The organism is Larkinella rosea (assembly GCF_003858635.1).
GTDB classification, from domain to species: domain Bacteria; phylum Bacteroidota; class Bacteroidia; order Cytophagales; family Spirosomataceae; genus Larkinella; species Larkinella rosea.
Window position 1 is genome coordinate 405,026 of sequence record NZ_RQJO01000011.1, and the last position, 24,151, is coordinate 429,176.

A 24,151-nucleotide genomic window follows, 5' to 3' on the forward strand; every position below is an offset into this window, starting at 1 on the left:
CATGGGATCAGTCATTTAGAAAGGCATGGTTTCCAGCTTGTTTTGAGACATCAAGCAAAAACCAGTTCACCATGAAAACGATTGTGGTTCCCACGGATCTAAGCTCCATAACGACGTATGCCCTTGATGTAGCCGTCGGTCTGGCACGCACGCACCAGGCTGAAGTGATTCTTTTACATACCGTGCTCTATCAACTGATGCCTCAACCAGCCGTTGATTACACGCCGGAAGTGTCGGCGCTATCGGCGGAATTTTATGAGGAAACCGTAAAAGAGGCTGAAGAAAGTCTCCGGAAACTGGCGGCTAATCCGAACTACGCGGGCGTAAGCATTAAAACAAAATTGGGCAGCAGCTTCGACGGTTTGGTTCGAACCATCAACGAACTGCCCGCCGATCTGATCGTACTGGCTTCCAAAGGGGCGTCCGGTTTGATGGAATGGCTGGAAGGTTCTACCGCCGAATTAATCGTACGGCACGCCCACTGTCCCGTGCTGGTGGTAAAAAAACCGATTGAACACTTTCAACCCCAGTCCATTATTTGCGGGATCGACGTAGACGACAAGCTAAAGGAACGTCATCCGTACCCGTTCCAGTTGACGGATCAGGGTTTGCAGCAGTTTGTTTATGTGCTGACTCCCACCGATCCTCGTCAGCCCGACGGCATCCGTGAATGGATGGATGAGTTTGCGTTGATAAAAGGGATTGCTCATTACAAGTTTACGATCTGGCGCGACCAAACCGTCCCGAAAGGACTTTTGAACTATGCGGATGAGGTAAAGGCCGACCTGATCGTTCTCTACACCCATGGCCATAAAGGGCTGCGGCATCTCCTTCAGGGAAGTGTAGCCGAAGATGTCCTGAACCATGCCGAAGTACCCGTTTTAATTATGCGGGCTTAACCGTATTGAAAGCCAAGATTAACATTCGTATGAAGGACTTACAAGGAAAAGTGGCACTGGTGACCGGAGCCGCTTCGGGGATTGGAGAAGCCATCGCGTTGCTGTATGGTCAACACGGAGCCCGTGTCATGCTCTCCGATGTCAATGAAGCAAGGGGCCAACAGGTTGCCGATCAGGTCGTGGCCGAAGGCGGTATCGCCCGGTTTTTCAAAGCCGATGTCGGCGATCCAACGCAGTGTCAGCAACTCATTGAGGAAACCGTTTCCGCATTTGGTGGCCTCGATATGGCCTGCAACAATGCCGGTATCGGTGGCGAATTGAACCAGACCGGGGATTATTCGCTGGAAGGCTGGCAGAAGATCATTAATATCAATCTCAATAGCGTATTCTACTGCCTGAAGTACGAACTGGAAGCCATGCTGGCCCAAAATCGTACCGGGTCGATCATTAATATGGCTTCCATTCTGGGTCAGGTCGGTACGGCGATGTCGCCGGGGTACGTGGCCGCCAAACATGGCGTGGTGGGTTTGACCCAAACCTCAGCCATTGAATACGCGCCGAAAGGAATCCGCATCAATGCCGTCGGACCGGCCTATATCGACACGCCCCTGTTAGGCGTATTACCGGCCGACGTAAAGGCATCGCTGATTGGACTTCATCCCATTGGGCGGCTGGGCCGGGCCGAAGAAGTGGCCGAACTGGTCATCTGGCTCTCGTCGGAAAAAGCTTCGTTTGTGACAGGTTCGTATTATCCCATCGACGGGGGGTACCTGGCCCGGTAATCGGGCAGCGTACGCCAAAAGCTTGATAAAGCGACTGAACAAGGTATTTTAGCGTTGACTACCGTAACTGAATGGGCAATTGATCGGGATAAAACTCCAGACAGTTGCCCACTTTTTTAGTACGTTTTACCACCCGGAAATCAAAATTGCCATGATCATTACCCTGACCCTGAATCCCTCGGTTGACATCAGTACAACGATTGACCATCTGGTGCCGGAACAGAAACTGCGGTGCGCAGCAGCCCGCTATGATCCGGGCGGAGGGGGCATTAATGTTTCCCGGGCCATTCACCGCCTGGGTGGAAAATCACGGGCGGTCTTTCCGGTTGGCGGAGCAACCGGTTCACTACTGGAACAACTGGTAGCCGAGCAGCAAATTGATTTCCAAACCGTCCCGATGGCGGGCTGGACCCGGCAGAGTTTTGTGGTGACGGAAACCTCGACCCGGCAACAATTCCGGTTTGGATTGCCCGGGCCAGCCTGGTCTATGGACGAACGTGAGCTTTTTCTAAACACGGTATTGACCTTTCCCAAGCCCATTGACTATGTCGTCATCAGTGGTAGTTTTCCGCCCGGCCTTCCGGCGGATTATTGCGCAGTCATCGCCCGAATAGTCAGGCAACGGGGTGCCCGGTTGATTCTCGACACCTCCGGTGAACCTTTGCGGATGGCCGTTCAGGAAGGCGCATTTTTGCTCAAACCTAATTTGGGGGAACTAGCTTCGCTGGTTGGGGTGGATAAACTGGAGCTGGACGAAGTGGAGGAAGCCGCCCGCTCGGTCATCCAGCGGGGCTGGTGTGAAGTGGTGGTCCTCTCACTGGGGCCGGCGGGCGCTTTGCTGGTAGCCAAAACCGGCCATGCCGATCAGCGCATTGAACGTTTCCGGGTTCCGGCCCCGACGGTTAAAAAGCAGAGTACGGTGGGCGCCGGTGACAGCATGGTCGGCGGAATGATTTACGCATTGTCGCAGGGCAAATCCTACGAAGAGATGCTGCGGTTCGGTGTAGCCTGTGGCACGGCCGCCACCATGAATCCCGGCACCGAACTATTTCATAAAGACGATGTGGAACGACTGCTGAACTGGATCAATCAATCCGGAAAGAAGGTTTTTTTACCCGTTGCCGACGGGATCAATTAGCCGGTTTCAAAATCACCAGGATGCTGATTTTCCACAAATTAAGAGCCTTCTTCATCGGTCCATCGGGCGGTTTTCAACCTTTTCGGCGGTTAGATTGAATCTAAAAAAAACGATTTTAAGGAGATCCGCCGTAACGGTGTAAACGATCAGGATCAGCGATAAAGCGATCAGTTGCCGCGCGTGGGCTACGGAAAATCCGAGCATCTGAGCCAGGGGCGAAACCGGTAAATAAACCGTCATTAAAAGCGATAACAGTCCCGTAACGATCAGCCAGTTACCCGGCCTGCTTTGAAGAAACGATTTCCGGGTACGGATGACAAACAAAATGATAATTTCCGTAATGGCCGATTCCAGAAACCAGCCGGTTTGAAAGGAGGAGCCCGAAAGATGAAAGTAATAATACAGCATATAAAACGTGATGAAATCAAACAGCGAACTGTGGAGCCCAAAAACGATCATAAAATTCCGGATCATTTTCAGGTCCCATTTTCGGGGTGAAGTCAGTTGCTCACCATCCACCTGGTCCGACGCAATGGTCAGAAAAGGCAGGTCGGTAATCAGATTGGTCAGCAGAATTTGCTTGGGGAGCATGGGCAGGAAAGGCAGCAGCAAAGAAGCGCCCGCCACACTGAACATATTGCCAAAGGTGGCGCCGGTCGTGATGAAAATATACTTCATGGAATTCACGAAAGACTTCCGCCCTTCTTCAATGCCATCGGCCAGCACCGACAACTCTTTTTCCAGCAACACAAAATCGGCGGCTTCCTGCGCCACATCCACGCCGTTGCTGGTGGATATGCCGACATCCGCTGCGTGAATAGCCGCGACATCGTTGATGCCATCGCCGATGTAGGCCACGGTGGCATTCGATTTTTGTAATGCTTTGATGATGCGTTCTTTCTGATGTGGTTCGATTTCGGCAAATACATTCGTTTGCCGAACCTGCACGATGAGCGCTTCCGGACTGAGCCGGTCCATCTCTTCTCCCGTCAGAATAAGGGGCTGATCGATATCGATCAGCCGGGCGGTATGCAAAGCGACGTACCGATTGTCGCCGGTAATAATCTTTACCTGAATGTGCAGGTGCCGCAACCGTTCGATGGAAGCCTGGGCACTTTCTTTCAGCGGATCTTCCAATACGATGAAGCCCAGAAAAATCATTTGCTGTTCATCGTCCCGGGTGATTTGATCCGCCGTTAGTGGTTTATACGCCAGACCCAGCACGCGGTAACCGGTTTGACAATAGGCCGCAAACCGGTTTTCAATTTCGTTGCGGGTTGTGGCTGAAAGAGGCTCAGGATGACCCGGTTGTGACTCCACCAAACTACACACTGCCAGTATATTGCTCAGAGCGCCTTTGGTGATAAAAAACCGCTGGTTCCCTTTCCGGACCGCGATGCTCAGCCGTTTGCGAATGAAATCATACGGGATCTCATCCCGCTTTTCATACCCTTCGGCGGGTAGGTTTAAGGCACCGATGGCCTGATCAATGGGATTTGAAAAACCCTGCTGAAAAGTCGCATTCAGGTAAGCGTATAGGCCGATGCGTTCGTCGGCCAGCCCCTGCCAGTTCACGATCTCTTTTACGGTGGCCGTGCCTTCGGTAATGGTGCCGGTTTTGTCGGTACACAACACCGACACTTCCCCAAAATTGAAAATGGAGGATAGCTTTTTAACGATGACCTTTTTCTGGAGCATCCGCCGGGCACCCGCCGACATGGCAAAGGTCATGATGGCGGGTAAAAGCTCAGGCGCCATGCCGATGGCAAGCGCCAGTGAAAACAGGATCGAATCGAAAACCGGCTTCTTAAAATACAGGTTGGCCATCAGAATAACGAGTGACAGCAGAACCGTTATCCGCAGCAGAAAGTAACCGAAGTGTTTGATGCCTTTCTCAAAAGCGGTTTCCGGGGTTTGCGAAAGGCTGTGGGCTAGTTGACCAAATACCGTTTGACTACCCGTTTGAACCACCAGGGCGTGCGCACGACCGCTGATGACGTTGGTTCCCTGCCACAGACAGTTCGTCTTCTGACGGAGCGGAGCGGTATCCGGGATGTCACCCACCATCTTTTCAACGGGATACGATTCGCCGGTCAGTGAACTTTCGTTCACATGCAGTTCATTGCTTTCCAGGATGCGGCAGTCGGCCGGAATGATATCGCCCGCATTCAGAATCAGGACGTCGCCGGGCACAACCTCCTGCGTTACCACCGATATCTCTTTCCCGTCGCGTAAAACCGTATGTTTCAGGGCGATCAGGGACCGCAGTTTTTCAATGGCGCGTCCTGCATTCAACTCCTGCCAAAAGCCCAGCAAACCCGTGGTTAGCAGGATACCGAGAATGATCAGCATATCCGAGGTTTCTCCCAGCATCGCCGACAGGATAACGGCGACCACCAGCAACAACACCAGAGGACTGGTAAATTGGCGAACAAGGAGCTTGAACTCCCGTTGGAAGCGGCTTTCCGTGCGAAATAGCTGGCGTTGCTCCTGAATGCGTTTCGCGGCCACCGCACTGTCAAGCCCGGTTAAAGTAGTTTGAAGCTGGACTACTACCTGTTCCGGAGGTAACGAAGAAAAAGGTTGGCTGTTCATAAAATCGAGCAAGGGCTACGTCCGCGTTCAGTGCATCTGAACGTTCAAATCTAGCGAAGTGCATGGTGAACGAAATTGATACCTGTCATACTTCCAGGCAATTATTGTCATTTCGGCAAGCGGCTGATCTTAAGTAAATTAGGGCTTTTCTTCCTGGTCTCTAACCCAACCTGGATATATTGTTATGGGTACGATTCGCATCTTGTTTGCCAGTATTCTCGGTTTTCATGGTCTGATCCACCTGACCGGTTTTGTCAGGGGTCGGTATTTGACAAAGGCCGGTTTACTCCCGGAAACGACCATCATCCCCTTATCGGAACCGGAGACGAAAGCCGTTGGCGTTTTCTGGCTGGTCACGGGGCTGTTCTTTTTAACGGCGGCAGGCGGTTTTCTAACCGGCATGGCCCGGTGGTGGCTGGTTGCGTTTGGCGCGATCCTTTTTTCACAGCTGTTGATCCTGCTTCATTGGCAAGCGGCTAAAACCGGCACTGTTATGAACCTGATTGCTTTGATTATTAGTTTGCCAGCTTACGCAGACTGGAAACTCACGATCAGGATACAGGCTGAAATTCAGGGACTTATGAGTCAGGTCAATACTGAAAAGCCGTCAGTCATTACGATTCAGCAAGTAGAAACATTGCCGCCGGTTGTTCGAAAATGGCTCATCAGCGCCCAGGTACCCGGAAAAGAACGCATTCAAACCGTTCAGTTGAAACAACAGGGTCAGATGCGCACCAAGGCTACCGGGAACTGGATGCCCGTTGAAGCGCAGCAGTGTTTTACCACCGACAAGCCCGGTTTTATCTGGAGCGCCCGCATTAAGGCAGCTCCGCTTTTTTATCTGGCGGGACGGGATAAGTACGATCAAGGACATGGCAATATGCTGATTAAGGCACTGTCCTTCTGGCCCATTGCGAATGCGAGCGGAAAAGAAATCGATCAGGGAACGATGCTGCGGTTTTTGGCCGAACTGGTCTGGTTTCCAACGGCGGCATTAAACCCGTACATCCACTGGGAAGAACTCAGTGCCACCACCGCCCGGGCCACCATGAATTACGGAAAAGTCACCGCATCCGGCGTTTTTACATTCACCCCTGAGGGCGATGTGATTCGTTTCGTCGCTCAGCGCTACGGCGAATTTGAAGGAACTTACCGGCTGGAAACCTGGTCAATAGCTATGAAAAACCACCAAAAATTAGCCGGTATTCGAATTCCGGTGGAGGCATCAGTTACCTGGAAATTAAAAACCGGTGATTTTACGTGGTATGTGTTAAGGATAACGGAAATACATTATAATGAACGGTGCCATTTTACTTCGAGTAGCTCCGGATCAACACCGGCCTCCTGGCATTGACCTCCACAACCTTACTCCCTTATTGCTCCGGTAACGTATTAATCCCATTTTCAAAAACTTGATTAATATCAGGTTATACCCTTTTTAAGGTCAGTTAAATTTGGACCTGGAAAGTGCATTTTGGGGATATTTAACTCCAGTCCTCATGGCTAACACCCGGCTACCCGATTTTTCCTTCCCCTTACTAGGCTTGACAACGAGCGAGGTTGAAACGGCCCGCCAACGATTTGGCCGGAATGAAACAGAATCAACGGATTCTGCCTCCCTGTTAAAGCTGGTGGTTGAAGTGGTTTCGGAACCCATGTTTATTCTGCTGGCGGTGGCCAGTCTGATCTACGTCCTGCTGAGGCAATGGGAGGAAGGCCTGTTATTAGCCCTGGCGATGCTGTTGGTAGCGGGAATTTCCCTCTTCCAAACCGTGCGGAGCAACCGGGCTCTCCAGGCGCTTCGAGCGTTATCTCAAAACCGGGTTTCGGTACTTCGCAATGGGGAACTTTTGCCGGTTCCTATTGAGGAAATAGTGGTGGGCGACTTGATCTGGGTGTCAGAAGGGCAAACGGTTCCGGCGGACGGCATCCTTGTAAAAGCCAACGACTGCTCGGTCGATGAAGCCATTTTAACGGGAGAGTCGGTTCCGGTGGCCAAAACCGCTCCAGCCATCGACCGCTTCCTGGCCGGTACGATGCTCACCTCCGGAAGTGCCTATGTGCGCGTAACCTCAGTCGGAACGCAAACCGAAGTTGGAAAGCTAGGGCACACGCTTCAGTCCATTAAAGTAGAGAAAACCCCTTTGCAACGACAGATTAACGGGTTCGTGCAGCGGATGGCCTGGGTGGGATTTGGCGCATTCGCCCTGGTCTGGGGGATTAATTATAGCCATTCCGGTGACTGGGCCACCTCCCTGTTGCTGGGCTTAACCATTGCCATGTCGGTATTGCCTGAAGAAATTCCTGTCGCCTTTAGTAGTTTTATGGCACTGGGCGCTGCCCGCATGATCCGGCTGGGCGTATTGACCCGGCAACCTCAGACGGTAGAAAGCCTGGGATCGGCTTCGGTCATCTGCACCGACAAAACCGGCACCATCACCCAGGAAGGAATGACAGTGGTTTCCCTGTATGATGGAAAAACCCGCGAATTAGTGCCCTTGAATGCAACTTTATCCGACTCCGTAAAGGATGTCCTGGTTTTTGCGCGTTGGGCCAGCGAACCAACTCCGTTCGACCCCATGGAACGGGCTATCGAGTCGGCTTATCAAACGCATTGTAGCCAGGAAATAGCAGCGATCCAACACGAATATCCGCTGGATGGAACGCCCCCCATGATGACCCACGTCTATGGCACCGGTCCGGTCCGCGTGGCGGGGAAAGGCGCGGTGGAACGGATTGTCAGGATTTGTCATTTGTCAGAAGTCGAAAAGGCTGACATCCTTCGGCAGGCTACACGTCTGGCTAAGCAAGGTTACCGGGTGCTGGGAATTGCCGGGAGCGAGTGGCCGGACATTGACTTTCCCGTTAATCAGGATGATTTTCAGTGGGTATTCAAAGGGATGATCGCGTTGGAAAACCCACCTAAAGCCAATGCCCGGGCCGTTCTTGACCAATTTCATCAGGCTGGGATTACCGTTAAAATGCTCACCGGCGATTCGCCGGAAACCGCTCAGGCTATTGCCAGTCAGGTCGCAATACCGAATTCCGACCATTACCTGACGGGTCAGCAGGTGATGGCTTTATCGGAAACGGAACTGCAAATGGAAGTGAAGCGGGTCACTATATTTGCCCGGATGTTTCCGGATGCCAAACTCCGGGTTATCCGGGCACTAAAAGCCAATGGCGAAGTGGTTGCGATGACGGGAGACGGCGTCAATGATGGTCCTGCGCTCAAAGCCGCCCACATTGGGGTAGCCATGGGTCGTCGCGGAACGGAAGTCGCCAAACAGGCTGCGGCTCTGGTTTTGGTGGATGATGATCTGAACGCCATGGTCGGTGCCATCGCCCAGGGCCGACGCATTTATCAGAACCTGAAGCGGGCTGTTGGTTACATTGTCTCCATTCATATTCCCATTATTTTAACCGTGACGGTGCCTTTACTTTTTGGCTGGCGGTACGTGAATCTCTTTAGCCCGATTCACATTATTTTTCTGGAGTTAGTGATGGGGCCAACCAGCTCGATTGCCTTCGAAAATGAACCCGCCGAACCCGGTTTGATGCGTCAACGACCCCGCCGATTTACGGATACTTTTTTCACCGCGGGCGAGCTGGGTTTGAACATGTTGCAGGGGGTACTCATTGCGCTGGTTGTTTTAGGTATCTATTATCAGGCCATGCTGGCTGGTGCTGCCATTGACAAGGTGCGAACAATGACCTTTGTAACGCTGGTCCTGAGCAACGTTTGGTTGACTCTGGTAAATAGGTCGAAACGGGAATCCGTGTTATCGACCATCCGCCGACCCAATTCCTTGTTTTGGCTGATGCTTTTCCTGACCCTGTTGATGCTGATGCTGACCCTGGTGGTTCCGACGGTGCGCCGAGTGGTTCAATTTACGGAAGTGACAGAAAAAGAAATGCTCCACTGCTTTTATTGGTCACTTTCCGGTGTGGTTTGGATTGAAGGGTATAAATACTGGAAACGTGTACCGCTAAAATAAATGACGAAGAGGAGCCTGTTTTTGCTTTTCAAATGATGCTGCATGTGGTCTGAGGGGATTGTAAGCCTGAATGGCGCTTGCCCAGGGCCATTATTGGCACGTGTTGGCACCAGGGAATCCATGACCATCGTGCCGGTTTTAAGCGCAATTGCCTGGGTGTTTGGACGCTTTAGAGACAGGCTCCTTAAAAACCGCCCGTTATAATTGACAGTCAGCTAAGGCTCCATCAGGTAAACGGGTAAAAACCCTGACCTTCCCTATAACAGGCCGTCGTTACGAAAGCCATGGGAGAAAAATTGATCTAAATCAGTGCTGATTTTGAGCCGCGTCATGGGGGTGGGAAAGCGGTTTGGCTACTTTTGATTTATCTGAAAGTTGCTAAAAGGCCAGTTGCCTTCTGTTTTCAACGGAACTTCTTACCGCGATGAATCAACGTGTATTTATTCAGCCCCTGGCTTTGCTGGCTGCCTTACTGCTGGTCAGCAACGTCGCTCTCTCCCAAACGATCTGGCGTTTCAGTGTGGTGGTCGCTGTAGAAAAGCAGACGGCCGAGTTTTATCAGAATATGCTTTCCAAACCGATCCGGCAGATCGTGCTGGAGCAGATGGCCACCGTCAACGCGAACTTTAATAACGGGACGGGTCACTTCAATGGGGTGTATGACTTTCGGGTCGATTCCCTGTATGTTTTTGACGGAGATGCCGGCATTGAAGTGTCCCGACCCCATCCCAAATACCAGTACGGACTGGTGATTGACGGCGCCTTTACACCCAACAATCTGGGTGGAGGCTGGTGGGGAGATCGTCAGGTCATCTATCACAAGTGGACCTGGAGTACAGTTTTCAACAGCGGCCCTTTTGGCCCAGGGGCAACTGACGGCCTGACCCATGAGTTTGGCCATGCGCGCGGTGGAATTGACATTTATGGGATGCGGGTCGAAGGCTCGAAGAACCCCGTTAACGGTCAGACCTTCGAGCCGGTGAACTCGATCATGAATTTCCCCTACGGCAATATCGTCTGGGATGAATACACCACCCACCTGCTGAATTCAACTACCGACACCGGCCCCATCGTTGGCGACGATTGGATACTCAGGCCGTTTCCAAAAGCGATAGCTATCCGGGCGGTGGACAATAAGGGGCAACCGGTAAGCAATGTAATTTTGGAAGTTTTTCCCATGGAATGGTTCTCCTATGCGGTTTCCCCAACGCCTATCTTAAAGGCAGCAACAGGGGCCAACGGCATCTACCCGTTCGCCACCAACCCTTATGGGCCGGGGTCCCTTAACTATCCGTGGCACATCCGATACCCCAATTTTCTGGTAAAGGCAACGTATAATTCTGAGGTTGTCTACAAGTGGATGCCATTATATGATGCGCAGAATGTTTATTTTCGAGACGGATATAATTCAACCTATAACGCCGAAATCGTACTGCCCGTGAGCGTTCCTTCGGGTAATTTCGAGGGGTATCTCGATAAAGTCGAGTGCAACAGTCTCCGAGGCTGGGTCTGGGATCGCAACCAACCCAATACCCCATTGACCGTCGAGTTTCTGCAAGGCAGTTCCCTGGCTTCCGCTACCCCGGTCGGCACCACATTGGCCAACATCTACCGCACCGATTTGAAAGATGCCGGCAAAGGCAACGGAACGCACGGCTATGTTTTTAGTACACCTGAAAGTCTTAAGGACAACCAGACTCACACCCTTTGGGGACGGGTGCAAGGTTCGAATTATGTGCTGATGTGGGCCCCCAAAAACCTGACCTGTGAAGGATCGGGGACGCCTGCCAATGCCGCTCCGGTTGCACCGGTTGTCAATCCGCTGTCGGCCACGGTCAATGCCGGATTTACCGCCAGCCTGATGGCTTTTACCGATGCTGAGAATGATCCGCTGACGTATACGCTGGCGGGTTTACCCATGGGCCTGAGCTTTGATGCCGCAACCCGCAGCATCAGTGGGACTCCCTCGGTCAGCGGCACCTTCCTGCTAACGTATTCGGCTAAAGACGACCAGCATGCCCCGGTGGCGACCACTTTGACATTGACAATTAAGTCGGCCAGTTCTATAGTAACCGGTAACTTTGAGGGCTTTCTGGATGTGGTTGAGTGCAGCAGCATTCAAGGTTGGGTCTGGGATCGAAACCAACCCAACACCCCAATGACCGTCGAGTTTTTGCAAGGCAGTTCCCTGGCTTCCGCCACCCCGGTCGGCACCACGTTGGCCAACATCTACCGCACGGATTTGAAAGATGCCGGCAAAGGCAACGGAACGCACGGCTATGTTTTTAGTACACCTGAAAGTCTTAAGGACAACCAGACTCACACCCTTTGGGGACGGGTGCAAGGTTCGAATTATGTGCTGATGTGGGCCCCCAAAAACCTGACCTGTGAAGGATCGGGGACGCCTGCCAATGCCGCTCCGGTTGCACCGGTTGTCAATCCGCTGTCGGCCACGGTCAATGCCGGATTTACCGCCAGCCTGATGGCTTTTACCGATGCTGAGAATGATCCGCTGACGTATACGCTGGCGGGTTTACCCATGGGCCTGAGCTTTGATGCCGCAACCCGCAGCATCAGTGGGACTCCCTCGGTCAGCGGCACCTTCCTGCTAACGTATTCGGCTAAAGACGACCAGCATGCTCCGGTGGCGACCACTTTGACATTGACAATTAAATCGGCCAGTTCTATAGTAACCGGTAACTTTGAAGGCTTTCTGGATGTGGTTGAGTGCAGCAGCATTCAAGGCTGGGTCTGGGATCGCAACCAACCCAATACCCCAATGACCGTCGAGTTTTTTGCCAATGGACTTTCCCTGGGTACAACTCCTGCCAATATCTTTCGACCGGATCTGGTCGCAGCTGGCAAAGGCAACGGAATCCATGGTTACGCATTTACCACCCCTGCCAGTCTTAAAACCGGCATTTCCTATCAGATCAGTGCCAAAGTACAAAACAGCAATTATGTATTGCTGTGGGCTCCGAAAGTGCTGACCTGTCCGGTGGGGAGCCGTCTCAGCGAAGAAAAGAGTGCCGAAGCCAGCCATGCATTGGAAATAGGGCCAAATCCCTCCACTGGCCAGTTTGAGATTCGTTATCAATTGGACCCCGGACAACAGGGTGAAATACGCATTATCGACATGATGGGTCGTGAATGGTATCGCCAACAGGTGCAGGGTTCTGGTGTCCAACAGCAGCGTATCACTTTGCCCGATGCAAGCGGCCTTTTTCTACTTCAATTGCGGCAGAAAACGGGTTCAGTGACAAGAAAATTAGTGTTTGAAAAATAATAATAACCAGCAAATACTCAAATTTTGACGTTCCACTAAAAACGGGATCGTACGCAATTAATTTATGTGATTCCGCATCGGTAGAGTACTCGTTGGCGTAACAAATTTATCCGAACCAGATCGGTAGCTGGCAGACACGCAGCGACTTCCATAAAACCGCGTTCAACAGTCGGGTCGATTACGACCTGAGCCCACGCACCCGCCTGAGGGGAACGCTGACCTATGCAGACTATGATTCGCGAGTCGTCTGCTGCTGGGGACCAGCTACAATCACTCGCCCACGGACGCAGCCTGTATGCGGACCTCAGCCGGGGCTTTTCACCACCGGGTTCAACGACCATTTTCCGTACACGAACGCCGACCGCTGCGGATTTCTCACCTTTTCAGTTTACCAATTACGAACCTGGAGGATGGAACGCACGCGATACACCGGTTTGTCGACTTTACCATCAGTAACCGGGCGACGGATGTCGTTCAGAATCTGAGTGGCTACGACATGCCCAGGCTCTCCGCTGGATTGCCAACACTGAGCTTACCTACAAACCGCGCCGGGTGAAGGGGCTGCGGACCTCGCTAGAGTGGCAACGGGTTAGCTTGTGGTTTCAGAATCAGCCCAATACCATTCAGTATTTTGGCCGGACAGAGGGGGAGAAGCGTAATGATTTGATTCAGTATCTTGGATGTATATAGTCGAAAAATCCTATATTCCCTTTTCCAAAGGGGCATCCGGAAAGCTAATGTTGTTGAGCATTTCCGTATATTCAACGAGCCTATGGCTTAAAACGGGTACAAATCCGCAACGAAAACGGCTCCCCATTCATCTCGCACCTGGTAAAGCGGTTTTTGCGCGATCAACCGGCGGAGCAGGTATTATGATGCCCGGCTGGCTATTGACGATTATGTAACGTTTTACAATGATCCATGGGGAAATTAAAAACACGACCCCGCTCGAAAAGGGCAGGAAGGCATAAAATTACGTTCGGAACAACCGGTGAAGGAACCAGATTGGGAAGCGGTTAAAGCCGCTCGACTGACTAAACTGTTTTGAAAAAATGCTCCAACTTTATAGGGGTTGATACACTAACTATTTTTTGCTACCAGCAGCCATGAACCGATACCGAATCGCCCTGATTAGTCTATTTACAGTCATTGTATACTCCGGAATTGCTCGGGCTCAAGCCAAAATCCTGACAGAAGCGATTCCAGAGGCTGGCGGCTTTTCAGCATCCCGACTGGCTCGATTGGATTCTGGAATGAGAAACTGGGTCAACCGGAAATGGATAAATGGTTCCGTTGTCCTGATTGCCCGCCATGGCAAAATTGTTTTTTACAAAGCGCACGGGTACAATGATCCAGCCACGAAAGAACCTCTTGACAAAAACGGTATCTTTCGGGTAGCCTCACAAACAAAAGCACTCACAACGGTGGCCGTTATGATGCTGTGGGAGGAAGGGAAATTTGCGCTGGATGATCCGGTTTCTAAGTTCATTCCCTCCTTCGCCAATCAAAATGTGCTGGCGACCTTCAACGCTAAAGATACAACTTATACGACCGTTCCGGCCAAGCGTTCCGTCACCATTCGTGACCTGCTGACCCATACATCAGGGTTGGGATATCCTTCCATCGGTCCTCCGGCCGAAAGCGCCATTTACGCCAAAAGTAAGCTGACCGGAGGGGTTGGCGTCAAAGGGCAGACACTGGCTGACGCCATGACCCGCTTGGGCCGACTGCCGCTTTTTTTTCAACCCGGCGAGCAATGGAAATACGGATTGAATATGGACTTATTAGGCTATCTGGTTGAGAAGTGGTCAGGCATGAACCTGGAAGAGTTCTTCACGAAGCGTATTTGCCAGCCTCTGGGCATGAAAGATACTTATTTCAACGTGCCAGCCGAAAAAGCTACGCGACTGGTCAACTTTTTCCAGGGGGATTCTGCGGGAACGATCAAAAGGCAGGCATCGGTTTTTGGTGGAGCGCTCGATATGAATTACCCATGCCAACAGCATGCCTATTTTTCGGGAGGTGGGGGCATGTCGTCCACGGTTTATGATTACGCTGTTTTTCTGCAAATGTTGCTAAATGGTGGTACCTATAATGGGATACGGCTCCTGGCCCGGAATACAGTGCGGCTGATGACCATGAATCAGATCGGCGACCTGAACCCGAACGTCGGCGACCACGCGCTTGATAATAAATTTGGGTTTGGTTTTCTGGTGATTTCTGAAAATGGAAGTCGGTTTACGCCCAGCCAGGTTGGTACCTATTCCTGGGGGGGCGTATTTTCAACCTCTTATTGGGTTGATCCTAAAGAGGATATGCTGGTATTAATTTACCGGCAGATGTGGGGGCCGTATGTGGTAAATACCGATAAAGCCTTTAAACCACTGGTATATCAAGCTATCAATGATTGATAAATAGATTGTCCAGAAATCCCTGCGAAATTTACTAAAAGTCCGGCAGTACCGGCCTTTCACAGCATCAAATAATCGTGATGATATCGAGCGGAATGAGTTTGCCATTAGCTATGAAGCTAACAAACCGGAGTTGAAATTGGAAATGATCCGCTGGTGAGCTTCGGGGCTATAGATGGCCATTTCCCCGCTAACAAAGGGAAGATGAAGTGTGGTGGAGATATGCATAATTGCGCACCGGATTTTACAAATTTGGTCTAAAACTGCACAGAAAATAAAGGAATAAGGGTGGGGCATAGGGCCAATACCCTTGTCCGTTTTGGTACGTCGGTTGTCCGCTTTTGGACAAATTCCTCCTTCTGTATTTTCGTAAAACTGCATTTAAAGGCCCTTTAGGGCTTTTTTTGTTAGTTGGCACCGCATTTGATCGACATTATCGTATAAAATAACCTTTAGCATGAAAAGGGCTTTTTTGGGTGAATTCGAAGAAGTGGTTTTGCTGACCGTGGCCGTTCTGGACGAGAGCGCGTATGGGGTTACCATAACGCAGGAAATCGAGCAGAAAACCGGTCGGGCGGTGGGCTTCAGTACCGTTCATACGACGCTGCAGCGGTTGGAAGAAAAGGGCTATCTGTCTTCGAAAATGAGCGGAGCCACGGCCGAGCGGGGTGGTCGCCGGAAGCGGTTTTTTGCGGTGACAACGGCCGGTCGGAAAGCCCTGATGGAAGTGAAAAACATTCGCGAACAATTGTGGGATGCGCTTCCTCCGCAAACGCTGCAATTGATGGGAGGGTGAAGGGTATGAATCATGAACCACCCCGTTGGGCTTCGGCTTTGCTTTCGTGGCTTGGCGATCCCGAAACCGCCGAGGAAGTGCAGGGCGATTTGCTCGAGCTGTATGCGCACTGGGTCGAGACCGTGGGCGAGCGCGAAGCCCGCTGGCGGTATGTGCTGAGTGCCTTGAAGTTAGTACGGCCCCTGGCCAAACGAAAAGAAACGGAATCTTCAACTCCTTTTTTCCTACGTCCCGACATGATCCGGAATTATCTGAAAATCGCCTGGCGGAATCTGGTTCTTCACAAAGCCTTTACTTTCATCAACATCATCGGGCTGGCCGTTGGCATGGCGACCTGCCTGCTCATTGTGCTGTTTGTTACGCACGAACTGAGTTACGACCGGTATCATGCCAAATCGGACCGGACGTACCGAATGACCATCTACGGCCAGATTGGCGGGAAAGAGATCAAAGCTGCGCAGGTCAGCGTACCGGCGGGCCCGGCGCTGGTGCACGACTACGCGGGCGTCGAATCGCTAACCCGTTTGGCACTGGATGGAACCTTTATTGTCAAACAGGGACCAAACAGTTTCAAGGAAGCGCGCGTCGTTTTTGCGGATTCTAACTTTTTCGAGGTTTTTTCAATCCCGCTGCTGAAAGGAAACCGCAAAACCGCTCTGCTGGAGCCGAACACGATCGTGCTGACGGAAACAGCAGCCCGGAAATATTTTGGCGGGCAGGACCCCATCGGGCAATCGCTGAAATTGGGTAACCGGGGCGTTTTTCGGGTAACGGGCGTGTGTCAGGATGTTCCTTCTAACACCCATTTTCATTACGATCTATTCGGGTCGCTTCGCTCCATTCAGTTGCGCGAAACCTGGCTGTCGAGTGGCATTCTGACGTACATCGTGCTGCAGCCTGGCTATTCGATTCACCAGCTGGAAGCGAAAATGCCGGAGATGATTAAGAAATATGTCGGGCCCGAAGTTCAGCAACTTCTGGGCATGAGTCTGTCTGATTTTACCCAGAAAGGCAATAGTTTCGAGTTTCGGTTTCAGCCTATTACCGACATTCACCTGCATTCCGACTACGAAGGCGAAATTGAAGCCAACAGCGATATCAAGTACGTCTATATTTTTTCGCTCATTGCGGTTTTTATTCTGCTGGTGGCCTGCATCAATTTCATGAACCTGTCCACGGCGGGTTCGGCGGGCCGGGCCAAGGAAGTGGGAATCCGGAAAGTACTGGGCTCGTTGCAGAAGCAGCTCATCGGCCAGTTTCTGAGCGAGTCGGTTTTGGTCACGATGCTATCGCTGATCGGCGCGCTGTTTCTGGTCTGGGCCGCCCTGCCGGTTTTTAATCAGCTGACCGGCAAGGAATTTGGATTAAAAGAAATAACCGGCGGCTGGATGTTACCGGGAATCCTGCTGACCAGTCTGCTCATCGGTTTGCTGGCGGGGAGTTACCCTGCGTTTTTCCTGTCGGCTTTCAAGCCGGTCAGCGTCCTGAAAGGCAGCATCCGGGCCGGTTTTAAAAGCGGCTGGCTGCGCAACTCGCTGGTAACCATTCAATTTGTGGTTTCGATCGGCATGATCATCGGAACGATGGTCGTGTATCAGCAGCTGCAATTCATTCAGAACAAAAAAGTAGGATTCGACAGAGACCAGGTACTCATTCTGCACGATACCTATACACTCGGTAAACAAATCAATGCCTTCAAAACCGAACTGAAAAAACTGGCGCCGGTGCTGAACGTAACGCTGGCGGGTTACCTGCCCGCCGGGGCTTCCAACAACGGGACTGACGGTTTTCAACCCGACAATGGCGACCCGCAAGCGACGGTTTATCGTGAGAAAAGCTACTACATCGACGAAGATTACCTGCCCACGATGGGTATTAAACTGGCGCAGGGCCGAAACTTCTCGAAAACCTTTCTTTCCGATAGCGTGGGCATTCTGGTCAACGAAGCGGCTGTCAAGCGGTTTGGCTGGAAAAAACCGATCGGCCAGCAACTCTGGCGAATAGGAAATGGCAACCCGGACAGTCACCGGAAATTCACCGTCGTTGGAGTGGTAAAAGACTTTCACTTCGAGTCGATGCACCAGCACATTGCGCCACTGGTGATGTTTTACGGTTCCGATAACTTCCAGATGGCACTCCGGATTCGCACCGAGAACCTGCCGGAATTGCTGAAAACGGTGGAGCAGAAGTGGAAAGCGCAAACCGATAACCCCTTTGCCTATTCGTTCCTGAACGACCGGTTTAATAAGATGTATCGTTCCGAACACGTTGTTAGCCAGCTGTTTGGCATTTTCGCCGGACTGACGGTGATCATTTCGTGCCTCGGTTTGTTCGGGCTGGCGATGTTCACGGCCCAGCAACGGACGAAGGAGATCGGTGTTCGGAAAGTGCTGGGCGCTTCCGTCGCCAGTGTCGTGGCCCTATTGTCGAAAGATTTCCTGAAACTGGTGGTGGTGGCCATCCTGATTGCGACGCCAATTGCCTGGTACGCCATGAATCGCTGGTTGCAGGATTTCGCCTACAGGATCGATCTCGCGTGGTGGGTGTTTGCCCTGGCGGGTTTGCTGGCGGTTCTGATCGCGCTGCTCACCGTGAGTTACCAAAGCATCAAAGCCGCGCTGGTGAATCCGGTAAAGTCACTGCGTTCGGAGTAACTAATTAACAATTAATAATGAAAAGACTTCGTGGTTTCTACTAATCAAGTTCCCGAGTGGGATTAACTGTTCATTGTTAATTATTCATTGTTCATTATGAAAAAACCACCTCGCTGGTCTTCAACGCTGCTCTCCTGGCTGGGCGATCCCGAAACCGCCGAGGAAGTGCAGGGCGATTTGCTCGAGCTGTATGCGCACTGGGTCGAGACCGTGGGCGAGCGCGAAGCCCGCTGGCGGTATGTGCTGAGTGCCTTGAAGTTAGTACGGCCCCTGGCCAAACGAAAAGACACGGAATCTTCAACTCCTTTTTTCCTGCGTCCCGATATGATCCGGAATTATTTCAAAATCGCACTACGAAACTTTGTGAAACACAAGGGGTATTCCGCCATCAATGTTTCCGGGCTGGCGGCTGGGATGGCCGTTGCCATTCTGATTGGGCTGTGGATTTACGACGAACTATCGTTCAATACGTACCACAAAACCTACGATCTCGTGGCGCAGGTGATGCAGCACCAGACCGTCAACGGGCGAAAATACACCGGTCCGGCCACGCCGTTTCCGTTGGGCCGGGAGCTTCAGACGCGGTACGGAAGTAATTTCAAATACGTCGTCATGTCTTCCTGGGAGGGCGATCATTTTCTGTCACAGGGCGATCAAAAGATTACCCAGAAGGGAAGTTACATGGATGTGGATGCGCCCCGGATGCTCGCCCTGCGCATGCTGAAAGGGTCGCAGGACGGGCTGAGAGAACCGCATTCCATTTTGCTGGCCGAATCCGCGGCTCACGCCCTTTTTGGCAACCGCGATCCGTTGAATCAGTTGATCAAAATTGATAACAAGCTGGACGTGAAAGTTACCGGCGTCTACGAAGACGTTCCGTACAACGCCCGGTACCATGAGGTGACGTTCATTGCGCCCTGGGAACTGTACGTTTCCTCGGAAAAATGGATTCAGCGCGACCGCGACCAAAGCAATTGGGGCGATAATTCGTTCCAGATTTTTGTCCAGATTGCCGACAACACGGACTTTGACACGGTGAACAAAAACATTCTGCTGTCCAAGTTCAACAATGTTCCCCCCGAAGACCGGAAATACAAAGCCGAGGTGGTGCTGCAGCCCATGCACGACTGGCGGCTGCGGTCGAATTGGGAAAATGGCGTTAAAACCGGCGGGCTGATTGAATACATCTGGTTGTTTGGATTCATCGGGTTGTTTGTGCTGTTGCTGGCCTGCATCAATTTCATGAATCTGAGCACGGCCCGTTCCGAAAAACGCGCCAAAGAAGTGGGCATTCGCAAAGCCATCGGGTCGGTTCGCGGCCAGTTGGTGATTCAATTTTTTAACGAATCACTGCTGGTGGTGATCTGCGCCTTTACGCTGTCCCTGTTGCTGGTCTTGCTGGTGTTGCCCTGGTTTAATGAGGTCGCCGACAAACAATTGCGGATTTTATGGGAGAAACCGCTGTTCTGGCTTTTTGCAGTCGGGTTTACACTGCTCACCGGTTTTGTTGCCGGTAGCTATCCCGCGCTGTATCTGTCGTCGTTCCAACCCGTCAAGGTGTTAAAAGGGACTTTCAAGGCGGGGCGGTTTGCCTCTTTACCGCGCAAAGTGCTGGTTGTCATTCAGTTTACGGTTTCGCTGGCGCTGATCATCGGCACCATCATTGTCTACAACCAGATTCAGTATTCCAAAGACCGGCCCATTGGTTACAACCGCGACGGGTTGATGATGATTCAGATGAAGTCGCCGGATTTTTACGGGAAGTTTGACCTGCTGCGGACGGAACTCAAGAACGCCAACGTGATTGAGGAACTGGCCGAATCGTCGAGTCCGCTGACCAGCGTCTGGTCGAACAACGGCGGTTTTCACTGGGCGGGCAAAGATCCCAACCTGGACGTTGATTTTGCAACGATCTGGGTGACGCACGAATTCGGAAAAACCGTGGGCTGGCAATTTAAAGAAGGGCGGGATTTTTCGCGGCAGTTTTCGTCGGATTCGTCTTCCGTTGTGCTGAACGAAGCGGCCGTGAAATTCATGGGAATCAAGGACCCGGTCGGCACCGTCATCCGCTGGGGCACGGGCAAGGATATGGAGGAATTTAAAGTGGTCGGCGTCATCAAAGACATGCTCATGCTGTCGCCCTACGAACCGGTCAAACAGACGATTTACCTGCTGAATTACGGAAATGTCAATTGGATCAACCTGAAACTCAATCCAAACAAGAGCGCCAGCGAATGCCTGACTACGATTGAAGCGGTTTTCAAAAAACACATTCCGTCGGCCCCGTTCGATTACAAATTTGCGGATGTCGAATTCGGGAAGAAGTTTGCCTACGAAGAACGCATCGGCAAGTTAGCGACTTTTTTTGCCGGTCTGGCCATTTTCATCAGTTGCCTGGGCCTGTTCGGTCTGGCATCGTTCATAGCCGAACAGCGCACTAAAGAGATTGGCATTCGGAAAGTACTGGGCGCCAGCACGCTGAATCTGTGGCGTTTGCTGTCCAGTGATTTCATCGTCCTGATCCTGATTTCATTCTCCATCGCAACTCCGGCCGCCTGGTATTTCATGGACGACTGGCTGCAGCAGTATGATTACCGGTCCGAAATCTCCTGGTGGATCTTTGCCGCGTCGGGCATCGGAGCCCTGCTCATCACCCTGCTGACAGTCAGTTTCCAAAGCATCAAAGCGGCTTTGATGAATCCGGTGAAGTCACTGCGCTCGGAGTAGACAATGAATATGAATAATGAACAATTAACAATGAATAATGCATATGAATTTGTTCAGTATGTTGAATGTCAGTGGATTGTAAATTATTCATTGTTGATTATTAATTGTTCATTATGAAAACCCCGCCCCGCGGGCTATCCTTTCTGCTTTCCCGGTTAGGAGATCCCAACACGCTGGAAGAAGTGCAGGGCGACCTGCTCGAATTGTACACACACTGGGTCGAAACCGTGGGCGAGCGCGAAGCCCGCTGGCGGTACGGCCTGAGTGTCCTGAAATTAATGCGGCCTTTTGCCCGACGAAAAGAAGCTTATCCAACAACATTACTGAGCCCTGCCATGATCCGCAATTATGTCAAAATCGCCTTTCGAAACCTCACCAAAAGCAAGGGGTATTCCTTCATTAACATCACGGGCCTGGCCGTCGGAATGGCTTGTACCGTCGTGCTTTTTCTGGTGGTTAAACACGAAACAAGCTATGACCGGCACTACACCAACGGCGACCGGATGTATCGGTTAGAAACGGAAAATATCAAGGAAAAACATTCCTATCCGGGTACGTATACGGGCATGGCCAACGCCCTGCGCTCCGACCTGCCCGAAGCGGAACGGGTTGTGCCGTTGATCCAGGTCGGAGGCACAACATTTGCCGATCCTTCGGCTGAAAACCGGTTTAAAGAAAAATTCGTGTTTGCCGGCAATGAGTTGTTCCATCTGCTGGATTATCAATGGCTGGCGGGAAATCCAAAAACCGCCCTAGCGCAACCAAACACCATCGTTTTGACCCGGACGTATGCCGAAAAGTATTTTGGCAGCACCGATGTACTCGGCAAAACCATTCGGATGGACGACAAGCAAAATCTGCAGGTTGTCGGTCTGCTGGAAGATTATCCCGTTACAACCAGTTTTCCGTTCAACATGCTGGTTTCGTTCTCCACGATCAAAAACACCAACCCCGATTACGATCTAAATAGATGGAACGGCTGGAACGACAATTTTCAGGTCTATGTACTCCTCAAAAAAGGCCTTGATCCCGAAACACTGACGAAGCGGTTTCAGGGAATTGTGGTGAAGTACATGGGCAGGGAAGCGTTGCCGGACAAGCGGTTTTTTCTGAATCCGGTGTCCAACCTGCATTATGGCAGTAACATGAGTGGCCGGACGGCGAATGTAAGCTTGCTCAAAACGCTGTCGTTCATCGGTTTGCTGGTGTTGCTGATTGCCTGTTTCAACTTCATTAACCTCAGCACCGCTCAGGCTTTCAAGCGCGCCAAAGAGGTCGGCATTCGGAAGGCGGTGGGCAGCAATCGCTGGTCGCTGGTGTATCAGTTTCTGACCGAAGCCGGGTTGCTGACCTGTTTGGCGGTTCTGACGGCGGTTTTGCTGGCTCAGCTGGTTCTGCCGATCGCGGCTGGAGCGCTGGCCGTTCCGATCACATCCACGGATTTGTTCTCGTGGCAAACCGGGCTGTTTGCCTTCATCCTGGCGTGCCTGACCACCTTGCTGGCGGGCGTCTACCCGGCGTTCCGGCTGTCGGGCATGGAGCCGATCTGGGCGCTGAAAAACAACACGCTGGCGCAGGGAAAACCCTGGTTTTCGCTGCGCCAGGGGCTGGTCGTCGTGCAGTTTACGGTTTCGTTGATTCTCATTAGCTGCGCGATGCTCATCAACCAGCAGCTCACTTTTTTCCAGAAAGCAGATCTGGGTTTCAATAAGGAAGCCATCATTACCGTTGGGTTGCCCAACAATAAGCCCGAAAAACTGCAAACGTTCCGGAATCAGCTGGCGGAACTTCCACAGATCAAAGACGTCAGTTTTTCGTTCAACAGCGCATCGGCCGAAAGCAACTGGATGCAGGGAATGCAGTATCGCAAAGGTGCCCAAGCCATCGACGTCAAGACCCAGATGAAAATGGGCGACTCGCATTTTTTGGATACCTACGGCATTCAATTGCTGGCCGGCGAGAAACTCAGGGATTCCGATACCTCTTCCACCTCGTTTAAACTCCTGGCCAATGAAATATTCCTGAACCGGATCGGCATTAAAAACCCAGCCGATGCCATCGGGGAAAAAGTGTACTACGGTGATGGTAAGGAATTTGCAACGATTGTTGGGGTTGTGAAAAACTTTAACGTCAATTCCCTGCACCAGAAAATCGATCCGACGGTGATTCAGGTCGTTCCCAATAATTTTTACCAGGCGGGTATCAAGTTACAAAGCGAAAAACCAACCGCCGAAACGATTCAGGCGGCTTTAACGCACATCGAAAAAGCCTGGACGGCCACGTTCCCGAATCAGGTGTTTGACTACAGTTTTCTGGATGAAACGCTGAAGCAGGCCTACCAGTCGGAAACCCGAACGGCAAAACTGATCGAAGTATCGACCTTTCTGGCGGTTTTCATTGCCTGCCTCGGGTTGTTCGGTCTGGCGACTTTCACCGCCGAACAGCGGACAAAAGAAATCGGCGTCCGGAAAGTGCTGGGCGCGTCGGTGGGCAGCATCATCGGGTTGCTAAGCCGGGATTTCCTGAAACTGGTGCTGATCGCCGTTGTGCTGGCATCGCCCATTGCCTGGTATGCCATGAGCGAGTGGCTCCGGAACTTCGAGTTCAGGATCGAAATCGAATGGTGGATTTTTGCCCTGACCGGTTTGTTAATGGGCACCATCGCCCTACTGACGGTCAGTTTCCAAAGCATCAAAGCCGCGCTGATGAATCCGGTGAAGAGTTTGCGCTCGGAGTAGTCTTGAACTGGGATTACGCGGATTAAAAGATTAAGAGGATATAATAGAAGGTTGCGGTAGCTCATCCTTTTAATCCCGCTACGGCGGACCGTTTTAATCTGCGGAATCCCACGGGGCCGCCCAAGCG

Annotated in this window: 13 protein-coding genes; 12 read left to right on the top strand and 1 reads right to left on the bottom strand. The window is 51.8% G+C overall.

From position 1 onward, the window contains the following. Window positions 1–71: 71 nt before the first annotated feature. The 3 genes from EHT25_RS25620 (at window position 72) to EHT25_RS25630 (ending at window position 2,819) form a co-directional block, all read left to right on the top strand. Window positions 72–899, top strand: a complete 828-nt coding sequence (locus EHT25_RS25620) for a universal stress protein (protein ID WP_124878035.1) — start codon at window positions 72–74, stop codon at window positions 897–899. A 29-nt stretch (window positions 900–928) separates the two neighbouring features. After that, window positions 929–1,681 carry an SDR family NAD(P)-dependent oxidoreductase gene (locus tag EHT25_RS25625; protein ID WP_124878036.1) on the top strand — a complete coding sequence of 251 codons (753 nt, stop codon included), beginning with the start codon at window positions 929–931 and terminating at the stop codon, window positions 1,679–1,681. A gap of 151 nt (window positions 1,682–1,832) precedes the next feature. Next, on the top strand, window positions 1,833–2,819 hold the full coding sequence (locus EHT25_RS25630; RefSeq protein WP_124878037.1) for a 1-phosphofructokinase family hexose kinase: 987 nt from the start codon (window positions 1,833–1,835) through the stop codon (window positions 2,817–2,819). Window positions 2,820–2,870: 51 nt separating this feature from the next. Here EHT25_RS25630 and mgtA read toward each other — a convergent pair whose 3' ends face one another. After that, window positions 2,871–5,414, bottom strand: a complete 2,544-nt coding sequence (gene mgtA, locus EHT25_RS25635) for a magnesium-translocating P-type ATPase (RefSeq protein WP_124878038.1) — start codon at window positions 5,412–5,414, stop codon at window positions 2,871–2,873. 184 nt (window positions 5,415–5,598) lie between these two features. On the opposite strand from mgtA, the gene EHT25_RS25640 reads away from it, so the two are divergent. From EHT25_RS25640 to EHT25_RS25680, 9 genes are all read left to right on the top strand, one after another. Beyond that, window positions 5,599–6,768 (top strand): DUF6544 family protein, encoded by a 1,170-nt coding sequence (locus EHT25_RS25640; RefSeq protein WP_124878039.1) that lies wholly within the window; start codon window positions 5,599–5,601, stop codon window positions 6,766–6,768. A gap of 145 nt (window positions 6,769–6,913) precedes the next feature. Beyond that, window positions 6,914–9,412, top strand: coding sequence for a cation-translocating P-type ATPase (locus EHT25_RS25645; protein WP_124878040.1), 2,499 nt, complete (start codon window positions 6,914–6,916; stop codon window positions 9,410–9,412). A gap of 424 nt (window positions 9,413–9,836) precedes the next feature. Next, the gene (locus EHT25_RS25650; protein WP_124878041.1) at window positions 9,837–12,698 is read left to right on the top strand and encodes a putative Ig domain-containing protein; all 2,862 of its coding nucleotides are present in this window, start codon (window positions 9,837–9,839) and stop codon (window positions 12,696–12,698) included. Window positions 12,699–12,993: 295 nt separating this feature from the next. Next, the gene (locus EHT25_RS25655; RefSeq protein WP_124878042.1) at window positions 12,994–13,254 is read left to right on the top strand and encodes a hypothetical protein; all 261 of its coding nucleotides are present in this window, start codon (window positions 12,994–12,996) and stop codon (window positions 13,252–13,254) included. Between the two features lie 697 nt (window positions 13,255–13,951). Next, complete coding sequence (locus tag EHT25_RS25660) at window positions 13,952–15,109, top strand: serine hydrolase domain-containing protein (RefSeq protein ID WP_229311792.1); 1,158 nt, start codon at window positions 13,952–13,954, stop codon at window positions 15,107–15,109. Window positions 15,110–15,566: 457 nt separating this feature from the next. Further along, the gene (locus EHT25_RS25665; protein WP_124878044.1) at window positions 15,567–15,905 is read left to right on the top strand and encodes a PadR family transcriptional regulator; all 339 of its coding nucleotides are present in this window, start codon (window positions 15,567–15,569) and stop codon (window positions 15,903–15,905) included. Window positions 15,906–15,910: 5 nt separating this feature from the next. After that, entirely contained in the window at window positions 15,911–18,559 is a 2,649-nt protein-coding gene (locus tag EHT25_RS25670; RefSeq protein ID WP_124878045.1) for an ABC transporter permease, read from the top strand. Window positions 18,560–18,655: 96 nt separating this feature from the next. Next, window positions 18,656–21,286: an ABC transporter permease gene (locus EHT25_RS25675; protein WP_185731489.1), complete on the top strand. Its 2,631-nt coding sequence runs from the start codon at window positions 18,656–18,658 to the stop codon at window positions 21,284–21,286. 113 nt (window positions 21,287–21,399) lie between these two features. Continuing rightward, a complete protein-coding gene (locus tag EHT25_RS25680; protein WP_124878046.1) occupies window positions 21,400–24,024 on the top strand; it encodes an ABC transporter permease in 2,625 nt (874 codons plus the stop codon). Window positions 24,025–24,151 lie beyond the last annotated feature (127 nt).